Genomic DNA, 13,574 nt, shown 5'->3' on the forward strand with positions numbered 1-13,574 from the left:
ACACCCTGGAGTCCGGCAGTGGCATGCTGCGATTGAGAATACGAGTCGGATTCGCGGTATCGACCCCTACTTTGTCGGGAACAATTGCTTTCGGAGGAATGTATAGGCGAGCGCCTGCATGAACGCGGATTGCTTATTGTTCGCTGCTCCTCCGTGTCCACCTTCGATATTCTCATAGTAGAGAACGGAGTGCCCCTGCTGTTCCATCTTTGCCATCATCTTGCGAGCATGTCCAGGATGAACACGGTCGTCTCGAGTCGAGGTGGTAAAGAGAACGTTCGGATACTTGCGATCCGGCGAAACGTTGTGATACGGCGAGAACGTTTTGATAAAGGACCACTCCGCCGGAATATCGGGGTTTCCGTATTCTGCCATCCATGACGCTCCAGCGAGGAGTTTGTTGTAGCGCTGCATGTCCAACAAAGGGACTTGGCATACGACCGCTTGGAATAGATCAGGGTAGAGTGCAACCATGTTTCCCATCAAGAGTCCACCGTTCGAACCGCCTTGGATGCCGAGATGATCGGGGGAAGTAACTTTCCGAGCGATGAGGTCTTCTGCGACCGCGGCAAAATCTTCGTAAGCGCGATGACGATTTGCCTTCAAGGCCGCTTTGTGCCAACGGGGGCCGTATTCGCCTCCGCCACGGATATTCGCGACGACATACACGCCTCCTTGCGATGTCCAAGCCCGTCCCACCGAAGCGCTATAGCTGGGCTGCAGGGAGATTTCAAATCCGCCGTAACCATATAGCAATGTAGGGTTCTTGCTATTGGGCTCAATGTCCTCGCGAGCGACCATGAAGTACGGAACGCGAGTCCCATCATTGCTCTTGGCGAAGTGTTGGGAGATCTTGAGACCCTTTGCGTCGAAGAAAGAGGGCAGCTCTTTGAGCTTTTCCGGTTCCGATCCGATTTTGCCCATATAAAGAGTGGTCGGCGTTAGGTAGTCGGTACTCGTCATAAAGTACTCATTGGATTCGTCGGGATCGACTGCGGTGACACCGATCGTTCCAAAGCTAGGGGCACCTACCATCGTCGCGCGTTGCCAGCCTTTGCGACTCGGAGTAAGCACAAAAAGTTTGTCCTTCACATCGTCCAGGACTTTGAGGATGGCATGATCCTTAGTGAAACCGATGCTTGCCAAGGCAGTGGATTCGGAGGGTTCGAAAATGACTTCGAGCGTCCCGTTCCCCGCGAGGAAGTCGTCCAGTTTGGTGAAGAGGAGCGACCCAGCTTTGTAGACTTTGTCACCCAGGTCCCAATCCTCGCGCAGTTCAATTGCCAAAGTACCTCGGAACACCGATTTGTTCGCGGTATTCGGAGCATCCACTTTGATCAACTTTGCATTATCGTCCAAGACGAAGAGCTCGTCGTTGTAGAAAGCGATGGTACGCGAGACGTAGTTTCGCTCGAACCCGGGAGAGTCATCATGAAAAGCGGAAATAGACATGTCTTCCGCCTTCCCCTCATAGACTATTTCAGCCGATTCCAGGGGCGTACCACGTTTCCATCGTTTGGCAATTCTAGGGTAGCCCGATTCTGTCATGGAATTGGGGCCGAAATCGGTCTGAATAAAGACATGGTCTCGGTCGATCCAACTCATGCCACCCTTCGCTTCCGGTCGCTGAAAGCCATCCTTCACAAACCCACGCGAGGGGATGTTGAATTCACGCGTGACATCGGCGTCCGCCCCACCTCTAGAAAGAGTGATCAGGGCCAAGTCGTAATTGGGGCGCAGAAGGCTTGCTCCCTTCCAAACCCAGTTCTCGTTCTCTTCCTTCGCCAGCTGATCCAAATCCAGCAGGATTTCCCACTTCGGATCCTTTTTCTTGTACTCCGCTAACGTTGTTCGCCGCCAAAGCCCGCGAACGTTGGTTTTGTCACGCCAAAAGTTGTAGTAGTACTCTCCATTTTTGGAGACGAATGGGATCCGCTCATTCGAGTCCAGGATCGCAAGCAAATCGGATTCAAGCTGTTTGAATTCGGAGGAGCTCGCAAGCTTGGAGAGCGTTACCTCGTTTTTGGACTTCACCCATTCGATAGCTTTTTCGCCCGTAACGTCTTCGAGCCAGACATAAGGATCGGAAGGGTTGGATTCGATTTCTTGCGACATCGTCACGGGGTTCAGATAGAGGAAGTGGGCAGAAGAAAAAGCGATGGCGACAGCATAGGTGACCCATCGCGAGAGATTGAATTCCATAGCGCAAGGTGCCTTCAAGGGGAATAGGACGGTAATGGTTGCATGTGAATGGACGTAGGGTGGAGAGGGGAGGTTGATTGTAGCAACCGCGGGTCGGAATCGGTATGATGGACGAATCTCTTCCACGGCATGCCATGACCTCGTGGGTCTCTCCCAAGATTTTAGGGTGGGAACACCATGCCGATTCAAAACTACGTTGATGGGCAAGGGCGTGACCATGGTACGCACATTCGCTGTCGGCTCCCGGGACGATTTTGAATCCGCAACGTTTTGGGGACATGAGTGCGATAGCTCTGTCGCGAGACCACCTCGACGGCGTCCCCTTGGGTCGACAGTGCTTCTGTGGGGTGCTTGCTTGGTTTGGACAGCGATCGGTGCGTCGGTGTCCAGTTCGCAAGAGCCGCCTGGCTCGCCTCAACGCTACCGTTCCGTATCGTCCGAAGAGCGGATTTCGATGCTCGAATCTCTGCGAGAGGCGTCGGCGACACTTCCATCGAGTACCGGAAATGGCGACGCAAATCCGGACTTGCGGGCGGCGCCTGGGGGCGGTGCTTCGCTCGCCAACTACGATGATCTGATCCGGCTTATTGAGTCGACCATCGACGGAGATTGGCTCATCAATGGGGGTACTTCCACGATTGTCCCCTATCGAAACGGAGTCCGAATCTCCACCGAAGGATTGATCGAGCGGATTGGACCTGTGGAGCACGATGCAGCAATAGCCAAAGCCAAGCGCATCGGTCGCATGCGGTGGGATGCGCTCGGTGATTGGCAGAAACCCTCCGACCTCCGTTGGGTTTCGCTGCATGAAGTCGACCGATTGGTCGACAGCCTGCGAAAAAAAGGACGACTTGGCAAACTCGAGCTGGAATTGCTCGGCGGAATCGTTCGCATCGACTACCTGGCATGGGATTCCGACTCGAACGAATGGCTCATCGGGGGTCCCGCTGGCAGTCTTGTCCCCAACGTAGACGGGGAATTGGTTCATGAGCAATTGCGGCTTCCTCCTGTCCTTCTCGAAGACTTGATCACCATTGCACCGCATGTGCTCAGCGGTGGAGGTGAGTTTGGATGCTCCATCGACCCGGACACGAAGAGGCTCCAACAAGCCTACGAGTATGCGATGCAACCAGGGGCTCAACGCTCGTTGCAACGGACTCCCGATCGATGGATCGAGAACTGGCGCAAGCTTTTGGGGGAGCAGAATACAACGATCGTAGGGCTGCCCGCCGATTCACCTACTGCCTTCGCGCTTCTCAAGGCCGATGTGGAGATGAAGATGATGGGACTCGGGCTCGAACCGTTACCTCCCACACTGCGATCCTATTGGCACGAAACAGAATTCTTGCAATCCAGATCTCCAAACGGACTGGTTCGATGGTGGTACACGCTTCATACCAACAAGATTCCCTATGATTCCCAACAAGCCGTTTACAAGATTTCGGTTCAGAATGTGAAAGTGTTGAGCGAATCGCAGTTCATCAACGAGCAGGGAGATCGCGTCGTATCCAATTTGCCCGATATTGCCGCTGACGCATTCGCGACTCACTTCACGAAGAAACACGAAGAGATCCAACGTCACTCGGTCGTCCAAGCGAGATTGAGACACATTCTGGATCTGGCCGTCGTCATGGAGCTGATTCGAAATGAGATGATGAAAGAACGCGGTGCGCCTTTCCTATGCCTTCACGATTTGGCGATCCAACCTCACATGCCGCGCACGCCGCTTCGAATTCAGTCAATTGCGTCCACGCATCAAGCGAAAGACGGCACCCGCTACGCCGTCGTCAGCGGCGGCGTAGCGATTCGAACCTTAGGCCTTGCGAAACGACTGTCTCTTGGTACGAATCTGCAAGCGGTAACGGTCGAACGGAATCTGAATTCAAAATCGCCGTTTTGGCGTGAAGACATCGGATCGAATCGTTAATTGGATTCTATCTCTCATCGACTCTGGACTTCGTTTCCGTTGACCCGTCGCGAGTTCCACGGTGCTCAAAAGGGTCGATCCGAAATTACCGTGGGTGAAGATCGAGTCCGCCACAGTAGAGCAAGTCAGCGTTTTTGAAGCTCTCGACGTTTTGAAGGCCGCCAGCCCGTCGCTTGATAGACATAAGCTCGCTATCGATGAGGTTCGACTATGCATCATCGATTTGTATGAGCGCGAGTTACCTTTGACTCGTAAGTCGCACAATGCCCCGAAGATGCGGCGCTCCTGCAGGAAGCATTTTGGGGGCTGGCGGAAGACGGTTGAATCCCTTGGCTTGGGATCGGAACTGCGACGCATGTGGACTCCCCAGAAAGTAATTGAAGCGATCCTTCGTCGGCGGGCCGAGGGCCACGATCTCCCCGCCACTCGCTACGAAGACTACGGTTTGTTCGCTGCTGCCAAAAACCGATTCGGTAGCTTTAACAAGGCGGGTGGTCGTTGCCGGCATCGATGCGGAGGTGCGTGAGCAATGGGATGACGAAAAAGTCCTAACGCGAATACGGCAGCTGATTCCGGAGGTAACGATCCATCAAATTCGACTTGTCGATTCGAAGGTAACATCCGCTGCAGAGCGTCGCTTCGGATCGATTCGCAAAGCGGTTGAGGTCGTGGAGTGCTCCCCAAAAGTTGATCCATGAGTTATGAAAGTCTATCGCCGCAAACGGCAGGAGGACTTTGATGACGAGAAAGCGAAATCGGCATTCGGCCGACCAGATTGTGAAGAAGCTACGAGACGCCGATGCAATGCTGGCTGCGGGCAAGAGTGTCGGCGAGGTACTACAGGCCCTCGAGATCAGCGAACCGACCTTGTCCCGTTGGAGAGCCCAATACGGGGGCATGAAGAAAGAGGAAGCCAAGCGGCTGAAGCAACTTGAGGATGAGAACCAACGACTGAAGAAGTTGGTTGCCGAGCAAGCACTGGACATCCAAATGCTGAAGGAGATCACTAGGGGAAACTGACCAGCCCCGAGTCACGACGAGCCGCCGTGGAACAGCTCCAAGCGAAGTTCTCTGTATCGGAACGTCGTGCCTGTCGAGTGCTCGATCAACCGCGATCGACGCAACGATTTGTGGGGCAGCCCAAGGATGATGATGCGCGGCTGACGAAGAAGATATTGGATTGTGTCCGTGAGCGACCACGCTGGGGTTACCGGCGCATCACACAGTTGTTGCGTCGCAGTGGTGAACTGATCAATGTGAAGCGAGTCTATCGCCTTTGGAAAGCAGCAGGCTTGAAAGTACCAAGAAAAAGCAGACTAAAGCGAGCCACTGGGGAAAAGGAAAACGCTTGTCACTTGCAGCCTGCGGGCTGTAAGAACGATATTTGGAGCTGGGACTTCGTTCAAGCCTCGACGGTTGGTGGCAAGACGATTCGCTTCTTGAACATCGTTGACGAATACACTCGGGTGTGCCTGAGCATCAAGGCAAGCCGGAGCATTACAAGTGAGGATGCGATTGACACGTTGGCGGAGCTATTCGCCATGCTTGGAGTACCTAAGCGGATTCGAAGTGATAACGGCCCAGAGTTCATATCAGCGGCGATCAAGCGTTGGCTGTCGTCGCTGGGGATCGAGGTGCTGTACATCGAGCCTGGTTCACCTTGGCAAAACGGAGGCTGCGAGAGCTTCAACAGCAAACTACGAGATGAATACCTGAGCCAGACCGAACTGTTGAGCGAACAAGATGCACGACTCAAGGCGAGGGCTTGGCAAAACGACTTCAACGAGAAGCGTCCGCACAGTTCGCTGGGCTACTTAACCCCCTCGGAGTTCGCGCGTCTTTGTGGAGCTTCGCCTTCGCTCGCTCCAGCGAACCACCACAACGAGATGGCTACGCCATTACCAACTACCTAACCAAACCTTTCATAACTCCTGGTACAGAAAACTGGGGCACTCCACCAGCCATTGCAATGCGCAACGCACGGTAAGCACGTTCGGTTAGACGGTATCCCCGTTGTGTTTCTCATCGATGCAGACGGGACGCTATACTCGACCAATGCCAGAGGGCAACTCGATCAAATGATTCCGAAGCTCCTAAAAGCGGGCAGAGTCAGACCGTGAATACAAAATCTACTCAGCTAGTCAAGAAAGGGCAGTATGGGATTATTTGGTGTCTGCAGTCGAATACAAAATGACAACTACGGAAGTGCGAGTACGTGGTGATGTGGGGGGGCCCTTCAACGGGCATTCTTACCCGATTCGTCTATTTCTCGATTGGTGTTTTCTCGCCAACCGCTGGCTGGTCATTTCGAACACGATGTCAAAAGCTACGAAATATTGTCTGCATTTTGGTGTATCTTCAAACGATGGTGTATCGCTGGAACAGCCCACGCCACGATCAATAAATAGAGTGCAAATGCTAACAGCAGGACGATTTGGCCAAACCAATCCGGAAGAAAGAATGTCGCCAGCGGACTGTCGCCAGCAATCAGAAGAGATACCCCGACAATACCCACGGCCATTGTGCAAATGTAGAACATAACGCAATGTGTTGCGACCAGAATCAAAGCGGTAACCAAGGATTTCACTGCAAGGCATTTGTTGTCGCGCCACTGGCGGATACCCGAGATGCTGAGCACGCTAATCGTAATACCCGCGAAGATACCGTTAGCAAAGGGGGTGACAAGATCTTCGGCGATGCGTTCACAATAATCAACAGCCCACATCGCCCAGTCAATAATCGAAACCAAGATCAGCAATACAAGCCAGACAATCTCTACCATGCGTTGCGCGCCAGCCGAGATTACATGTCGACGCTGCAGCCACCATGCAAGAAGCGGAACAACCACCGACCCAGCGAGAATTGGAATCGCGACGAACTGAAAGTCGCCAAGCCTAACACCAACCATCTCGTGAAACCATCGGCCGAGTTTAAATTTTTCCATCTTGGCACCTCAGGCTTTCAGAACGACGAACGACAGCCTTCACTCGGCACGTGCGAGTGAGGCCATCATACCAAAATCGCCCGATCGCGTGCTCGGGGTTCATGAGATTGTGTACGCCCGGCACAGGCGTTGGTCAGTAGGGATTAGAGGGCGTGCAAGCGCAATATTGCGAACCTCAACACCTATCCGTTGATCAGGGAAAGGATGAGCGTGGGATGAGGAATACAATGATCATAAACGCCCGAATGCAATGCGTTTCTCTTGTTCAAGATCATTCCGCAACGATTCTCGTCATTTTAAACAAGTCGAGTTCGACCAGGCGATTAATTAAAAAGTCGGAATGTCCTGATTCTTTACAATAGGTATTGATATGGTGAGAGACTTCTTCGTCGTCGAACGGACCTTCACAAACATTGTACCACTCAGAATCTCCCTGCAACTTAATGATCGTCAATCGGCGGGTGCGTAATTCCAAGATTGCGAAAAAGCGAATCGGACCGGATTTCCATCTTACTGCCCATTCTGGTGATGCTGAAAAACCAACCTTCTTAGCAAACTGCGTCGTATTTAGGCCAGCGGAAATATGCGTGAAATCCTTGAATTTGGCGAGTCGATCGATTTCGATGATCGCGATTGCTTCTACAACCGGAAGCGATCGACGTATCTTGCATTGAACACCGTTGTCGGCTTTCTTCGGCATCTCTTCTTCTTTCAACAGCATTGCGCGGTAGCGTAACACGGCTGCCTTCGCTAATGATACTTGGTCAGGTTCGCCTCCCCGTCGCCCTACTCGTTTTAGTTCCTCGGTCCTTCGCCAGAGATCTATCGATGCGTTCAGCGCTTCACTCATGTATTTCAATCTTTGCTCTGGGTCGCTTTTCGAATCTAGCTGAGCATTGGCTAATTCCTCCAGTGCGTCGATCAAGAAAGAGATATAGGTTAGTCCTCCCATATAGCGATCCCACAAGGCCTTAGCACTCTGTGATGCGGCCTCCATTCGCAATCTTTCCAAAGCGTTCAAATCAAACACACCGACAAGACCATCAGGAGACTTTCCGGTCCAGAGCTGCTCCGAAAAATCTTCTTTTGGTGGTACTGCTTGTTTAGGCTCTCCGGGTACATTTGCTTCGATGGAGTTTTCCTTCAACCACATGATTCGATACAGGAAAAGGGCTGCTCTTGCTGCCCCTTCCGAGTCAGGCTCACTTCCTCGCCGTTTGTTTCGCCCAAGTTCGTAAACGCGTTGCCAAGTTTTCAGTGTAGATTCAAATGCTTCACGAATATGATCGAGTCGCTCTTCTTTGCCTGCTGACGTTTCGAGTTTTGCCAAGGCAAGATCCCTCTCGGCGACTTGGACGATCTGGATATCGGTCAAGCCACCCTCATTTCTCGCCATGAGGGCTGAGTGAACCTGCTCAAGTGCTTCAAGTCATTCTTTCGAACGTCTTCGAAGCTGGCGTCTTCCGTCAAACCCGAAGGAAACTTTTTGGTTCCTATTTCGGTCGGGTAAGCGAGAGTAACAAGATAGCTTTGATCTTAGTTTCGAGCTTTCTCTTGTTGGTCTTTTTCTTCGAGCCACATTTCATGGAATCGAAATAGCTCTGCTCGAGCCCTACCTTCTGCGTCCGGCTCGCCCCCCTTTCTCCCACTAATCCTCAGCACATTGATTCTTTGCCATGTTTTAAGGCTATCGATAAAGGCATCCTGAATTGCATCCAGTCGTTCCGTCTTTTCCTTGCTTGCATCTAACTGAGCCTCAAGCAATTCTCGTCGAGTTGCAAGCAGGATTCCGATGTCGAGAAGACCTCCCTCATGCCGTTGTCTCACAGGGAGAACCGCCTCCTTTAATGCTGCAATCTGGGTGTATTGGATCGAATTGAGATCTTGAGAATCTCCAAACTCTGCGGGAAGTGGACCTCCGCCAGCGTCATTCGGCGTTTGATCTTGAGCAACGACTGTGATGCACAGAAGCAAATACAGTGTCAGAGTTCTCATTTCTTCTCTCCTATTACTCTGCAGTCGAACCTTTGATGGGAGGGCACCGGGGGTGGCAGCAGAGACGCCGATCCGATATAAGCCCGCCACGATCACCCTAACCAGCTTAACGCTTTTAACACAGGTAGGTGTCAGTCAACGCCTTGAATTCCTCTTCCGGAGCTAGAAGGTTCCGCGAAATTTCACATTACTTTCCAGAAATTTGTCGTTAACTAGGAAAAGGACCAGATTCAATACCCCTGGCCCGTCAGGTTTTGAGGCGAACGCAAAAGTAAGAGTTGGGATGCTTCGCAGTCAGCGCGCTCGAGAGCACTCAATATCCAAATCGCCTCCACTTGAGCTAAACAAGACCACCTGGGACAGACCATAGACGTGCTGGTTCAAATAGGGACTATGGTGCAACGCGGTCCCGATCGACGATACAAAGATGCCTGCCATTGCCATTTCGCGAAGCGATCAACTCTTCGGGCGTTTGGTTCCGAGCGACCTGCCAGAGGAATCGTAGTAGCGGGTTGAACCGCTGCTGGCTTTCTCCGCTTTTCCCTGGTACGCTCCGGAAGCACTGTAAAATCGCGTGGACGTCCCCGAGGTTCTGCTTGTTCCGATACTTCGACCCGATTTGTCGTAGAACCGTGTGAGATCGCCGCTCGTTGTCGATCGCTCGATGATGCTACCGCTGCTGCTGTAGAAGCGAGTCGAACCTTTTCGACTTTCCACACGGCCGGTCGATCGTCCCGACGCGTCATATACTCTCGCAGAGCCATTACCGGTGAGTCCTCAGCGACACGCTATTGCGCGATCGCTCAAGGCGGACCAATAAAGGTGGCAGTTAGCGACTTGAAGGTGGCTGAATCGCTACTTTCGTTGACTCCTGAGACCGTCCCCAGTTTCGCGGATATCGTACTGATCGAAACGCAAGACGCTGCAGCGTTCTTTGCCAACGAGCAAGACGAAGATGGGGTTCGCTATGCCAGTAGAATCCAGACTTGGATTGAGCTTAACTCTGGCGATGCTCGCCAGCGTGAAACCGCGCAGGATCTGTATCCGTCCATCATCAAAGCATCGAAGACGTAGTGGGAATCATGGATGATCTTTTGTGGCCACACTTTCAGCCGCTTTGGAAAGATCTCGTTGTTACTTCTTCAACCAGCATCCTCGTCGCTGGCGGATACGGTCTATTCCTCAAGCAGCGCTCGCTATCAAGCTCCGCAAGTTTGCCCACCGTGGTACCGATTCCAAACTGGCTGGACACAACACCACGCGTTACTAAAGACGTGGACCTGGTTCTCGGACTCGATCTGATCAAGGATGCGAGCCATCAGAAGTCTGTCGTCTCTGCCCTGAAGCAGAATGGCTTCGACGCCAGCGATCGCGAGTCTGAACAACGTTGGAAGTTTCTCAAACGACTTGCAGAGGATCAGTTGATCGTTGTCGAGATGCACGCTCAACGACCTGATGCTAGCGTGGATGGTATCACTGCGACGGACAAACGCGACAAGCACAAGCCATCGCTGGGGGAACAAGGCGTTCACGGTCGGACCAATCCAGAAGCAATTGGATCCGAACTGCACCCATTCGAATTCTCATTAGACGGCGTCAACTTGGTCGTCCCGAACCCTGTCACTTGGAGTGTGATGAAGCTGACGGCGACCCGCGACCGTTGGGCCATATCGCAGGATCTAGCGAGGGATGAAGAATCGCGGGTGTTCAGTCGTTTGCAAGCCGCAAAACATGCTCACGATGTGTATCGTGTCATCGCCATGATGACGATGGAAGAACGTGATCGTGCAAGTGAAGTAGTCGAGTCTCTAATCGAAACTGACGTTTTCGATGCAGCGAAGCGATGTTGGCAGAACGACTTTGCAGGCAACCCGATACCTGTTGTTCAAGAGCTTGAGCGGAAATGGCGCGAGGGCGATCAAGCAACAATTCGTGGAGTGCTCTCAGGCTGGTTCGGTTGAAAGACGTGGCTTGCTGAGCGTCTTACACCGATGGCACGAACGACTCGTCAAAAATTTCCAATTCAATCTCCGTTATGTTCCGTTGCTCTGTTTCGTAACGTCAAGGCCTGGAGTTGTTTCTGATCGTATTGAGCGCGTGCTTCAGCAGCGGTTAGGCGGACAATCTTACCATCTTGCCAAGTCACAATTTCGGTCCCGGTTCGTTCTGCTACTTCAATCGCCTGTCGCCCTGCATCGCGGCAAGCGGCAGCCACTTTCTCGTCCATCGACATGGTGTTGCGGTCTGGATTAGGTTGGATCATAGCTTACCTTCCTCAAAGGATCGAATGAACTGCCATACATCAAAGTCCCCGACCCACTCGCCCATGGCAGTTCTTTTGGAGTCATGTTTTTGTCCGTTCGAGTCCGGTACAAGCAGAGAGTGCTTTACTCGCTGAACTTTTTATGAAGATCTACGAGTGGTCCGTAGTTTCTCATATCAGCTTGCTTCATAGCAGCAATGTACTCACCTCGAATCGGGCTTTCCGTGTTGCGGAGGTCGGTGGCAGGCCAGATGGTCACCGGTTGGCCGTGTTGCATCAACCAGATATTCGCGAGGAGTCTCGCCCAGCGACCGTTGCCATCCTCAAACGGATGAACCCAAACTGCGCGATGATGGAACTCGGCAGCAGTCGCGATGACGAGATCGCCGGATTCGTTATGACGCGTCTCCGCTTCGATTGCAATGACGCCGAGTTCAGCGGCAACGATGCTAGGGCTCACGCCAATGTTCTTTTGGGTGGTTCGGAATTGACCCGCCCAACTCCAAATCGACCCTAGCATTTCTCGATGCAGATCTAGTCCTCGATCAAGCGAAGCTTGGTTGAGTTCGTTTGAGATTTTCGTAAAAAAACCTGAAACCTCCCGGTGTTTTTGCGGTTTAACGAAGTAACAACAAATCGATTAAGCCACACACACGGAGGGTTTCAGGTGAAGTCAAGTTTCGCAAAACGTATCGGTGCACGCAAGAAGCAAATCCTGAAAAGGCTCGCAGTAGCAAGGGAGAATCGCTTCTCTCGTGGTATCTCGAATCCGAATCCCGTTCTCGCTACCAACTCTGTCAAATACGAACTTGCTGATCGCACCCATGCCATCAGCTACGCTGGTGTCTCCGCCATGCTCAAGCTCGCCGGGCATGTCGGATTGACCGATGCCATCAATCATCGTGTCCAACTCTTAAAGTCACATGCTCCTTATCATGAATCCGACCACGTCCTCGCGATGGTTATGAATGTTCTATGCAACGGAACGAGGCTGGAGCATTTGGAGCGTCTTCGAAACGATTCGACATTCCTCGATGCGATCGGTGCCGATTCGATTCCTGATCCAACCACGGCAGGCGATTTCTGCCGTCGATTCCATCAATCCGACATCGACTCCCTGATGCAAGCTATTAACGAAGCCAGGATCAACGTATGGAGACAACAGGATGATGCGTTCTTTGACCAAGCCCTTATCGATGTCGATGGCGTTATCGTGGCAACTACAGCCGAGTGCAAAGAAGGAATGGATATCTCGTACAAGGGGAGTTGGGGATACCACCCTTTGCTGGTCAGCTTAGCCAACACCAAAGAAGTACTTGCGATTGTGAATCGCAGCGGTTCGGTTCACAGCGCTCACAACGCGGCAGCCTACTTAGATAAGGCGATCTGCACTTGTATCGCTGGAGGCTTCCGGCGCATTCGAATGCGAGGGGACTGCAAGTTCTCGCAGACGGAGTATCTCGACGGATGGGACGCCCTGGGAGTACGCTTCCAGTTCGGTTATGAGGCGCGAGCGAATCTGAAGGAAATCGCAGACAACTTGGATGCGTCGGCATGGAAGAAACTCACCCGCGCCTTGCCAAAAAACAAGACCAATGAAACTCGTACCAAACCCACCAATGTCAAACGCCAAATCATTCGGGAACGCAATTACGTCCATCTGGAGTTACTACATGAGGAAGTGGCCGAGTTCGAATACCAACCCAACGCCTGCGAGAAAACGTATCGAATGGTGGTTGTTCGGAAGAACGTCTCCAAAGAGCAGGGCGATGTTCGGCTCATCGACGAGATCCGCTACTTCTTTTACATCAGCAACGACATGCCCTCGGTATCGAGCGAGGACATTGTTTTTGGCTGCAATGACCGATGCGACCAAGAAAATTTGATAGCACAACTCTCCGGTGGAGTTCGATCGCTGTGCGCTCCGGTGGACAATTTGGAAAGCAACTGGGCGTATATGGTGATAACGAGTATTGCGTGGAACCTAAAATCCTGGTCTGCACTACTGACCCCCGTGGTGACTGGTCAAGAGCAAGAACATCAAGCAGAAAAGAAACGGCTCCTAACAATGGAATTTAAAACGTTTCTGTCCGTGTTCATTCATGTGCCATGCCAAATTCTACGACATGCCAGGAAAACGATTCATCGGCTCCTGAACTGGACGGACTACACATCAGCATTCTTCCGATTGTGTGCTGTGCTCAATCTGTAGCATCGAATCGCTAGCACGGAAACGAGCTAGC

The 13,574-nt window shown here is 52.3% G+C and carries 13 protein-coding genes; 7 read left to right on the forward strand and 6 right to left on the reverse strand.

The features are described from left to right. Positions 1–66 precede the first annotated feature (66 nt). Positions 67–2,202: a prolyl oligopeptidase family serine peptidase gene (locus VN12_RS00080; protein WP_205855153.1), complete on the reverse strand. Its 2,136-nt coding sequence runs from the start codon at positions 2,200–2,202 to the stop codon at positions 67–69. Positions 2,203–2,419: 217 nt separating this feature from the next. Between VN12_RS00080 and VN12_RS00085 the strand changes: the two genes are divergently transcribed. The 4 genes from VN12_RS00085 to VN12_RS00095 all read left to right on the forward strand — a co-directional run bounded on the left by VN12_RS00085 (position 2,420) and on the right by VN12_RS00095 (position 6,042). Further along, complete coding sequence (locus tag VN12_RS00085; protein WP_168164103.1) at positions 2,420–4,129, forward strand: DUF1598 domain-containing protein; 1,710 nt, start codon at positions 2,420–2,422, stop codon at positions 4,127–4,129. A gap of 61 nt (positions 4,130–4,190) precedes the next feature. Next, a complete protein-coding gene (locus VN12_RS00090) occupies positions 4,191–4,655 on the forward strand; it encodes a hypothetical protein (protein ID WP_146674920.1) in 465 nt (154 codons plus the stop codon). A gap of 212 nt (positions 4,656–4,867) precedes the next feature. Then, positions 4,868–5,149 carry a transposase gene (locus tag VN12_RS26315; protein WP_240491268.1) on the forward strand — a complete coding sequence of 94 codons (282 nt, stop codon included), beginning with the start codon at positions 4,868–4,870 and terminating at the stop codon, positions 5,147–5,149. A 26-nt stretch (positions 5,150–5,175) separates the two neighbouring features. Next, on the forward strand, positions 5,176–6,042 hold the full coding sequence (locus VN12_RS00095) for an IS3 family transposase (RefSeq protein ID WP_240491269.1): 867 nt from the start codon (positions 5,176–5,178) through the stop codon (positions 6,040–6,042). A 413-nt stretch (positions 6,043–6,455) separates the two neighbouring features. Here the strand turns inward: VN12_RS00095 and VN12_RS00100 are convergent, their stop codons facing one another. From VN12_RS00100 to VN12_RS00110, 3 genes are all read right to left on the reverse strand, one after another. Continuing rightward, positions 6,456–7,073, reverse strand: a complete 618-nt coding sequence (locus VN12_RS00100; RefSeq protein ID WP_146674921.1) for a hypothetical protein — start codon at positions 7,071–7,073, stop codon at positions 6,456–6,458. Between the two features lie 271 nt (positions 7,074–7,344). Further along, positions 7,345–8,469: a hypothetical protein gene (locus VN12_RS00105; RefSeq protein WP_168164104.1), complete on the reverse strand. Its 1,125-nt coding sequence runs from the start codon at positions 8,467–8,469 to the stop codon at positions 7,345–7,347. A gap of 140 nt (positions 8,470–8,609) precedes the next feature. Next, positions 8,610–9,068: a hypothetical protein gene (locus VN12_RS00110; RefSeq protein ID WP_146674923.1), complete on the reverse strand. Its 459-nt coding sequence runs from the start codon at positions 9,066–9,068 to the stop codon at positions 8,610–8,612. An 822-nt stretch (positions 9,069–9,890) separates the two neighbouring features. Here VN12_RS00110 and VN12_RS00115 point away from each other — a divergent pair. Both VN12_RS00115 and VN12_RS00120 read left to right on the forward strand, forming a co-directional pair. After that, on the forward strand, positions 9,891–10,142 hold the full coding sequence (locus tag VN12_RS00115; protein ID WP_146674924.1) for a hypothetical protein: 252 nt from the start codon (positions 9,891–9,893) through the stop codon (positions 10,140–10,142). Positions 10,143–10,150: 8 nt separating this feature from the next. Then, positions 10,151–11,029: a hypothetical protein gene (locus VN12_RS00120; RefSeq protein ID WP_146674925.1), complete on the forward strand. Its 879-nt coding sequence runs from the start codon at positions 10,151–10,153 to the stop codon at positions 11,027–11,029. A 62-nt stretch (positions 11,030–11,091) separates the two neighbouring features. On the opposite strand, the gene VN12_RS00125 is transcribed toward VN12_RS00120, so the two are convergent. Beyond that, entirely contained in the window at positions 11,092–11,331 is a 240-nt protein-coding gene (locus VN12_RS00125; RefSeq protein ID WP_146674926.1) for a hypothetical protein, read from the reverse strand. Between the two features lie 124 nt (positions 11,332–11,455). After that, positions 11,456–11,968 (reverse strand): Fic family protein, encoded by a 513-nt coding sequence (locus VN12_RS00130; protein WP_315850194.1) that lies wholly within the window; start codon positions 11,966–11,968, stop codon positions 11,456–11,458. A gap of 30 nt (positions 11,969–11,998) precedes the next feature. Here VN12_RS00130 and VN12_RS00135 point away from each other — a divergent pair, with 30 nt between their 5' ends. Continuing rightward, positions 11,999–13,543 (forward strand): IS1380 family transposase, encoded by a 1,545-nt coding sequence (locus VN12_RS00135; RefSeq protein WP_146674927.1) that lies wholly within the window; start codon positions 11,999–12,001, stop codon positions 13,541–13,543. Positions 13,544–13,574 lie beyond the last annotated feature (31 nt).

The organism is Pirellula sp. SH-Sr6A, from assembly GCF_001610875.1.
GTDB lineage: Bacteria > Planctomycetota > Planctomycetia > Pirellulales > Pirellulaceae > JBKCUI01.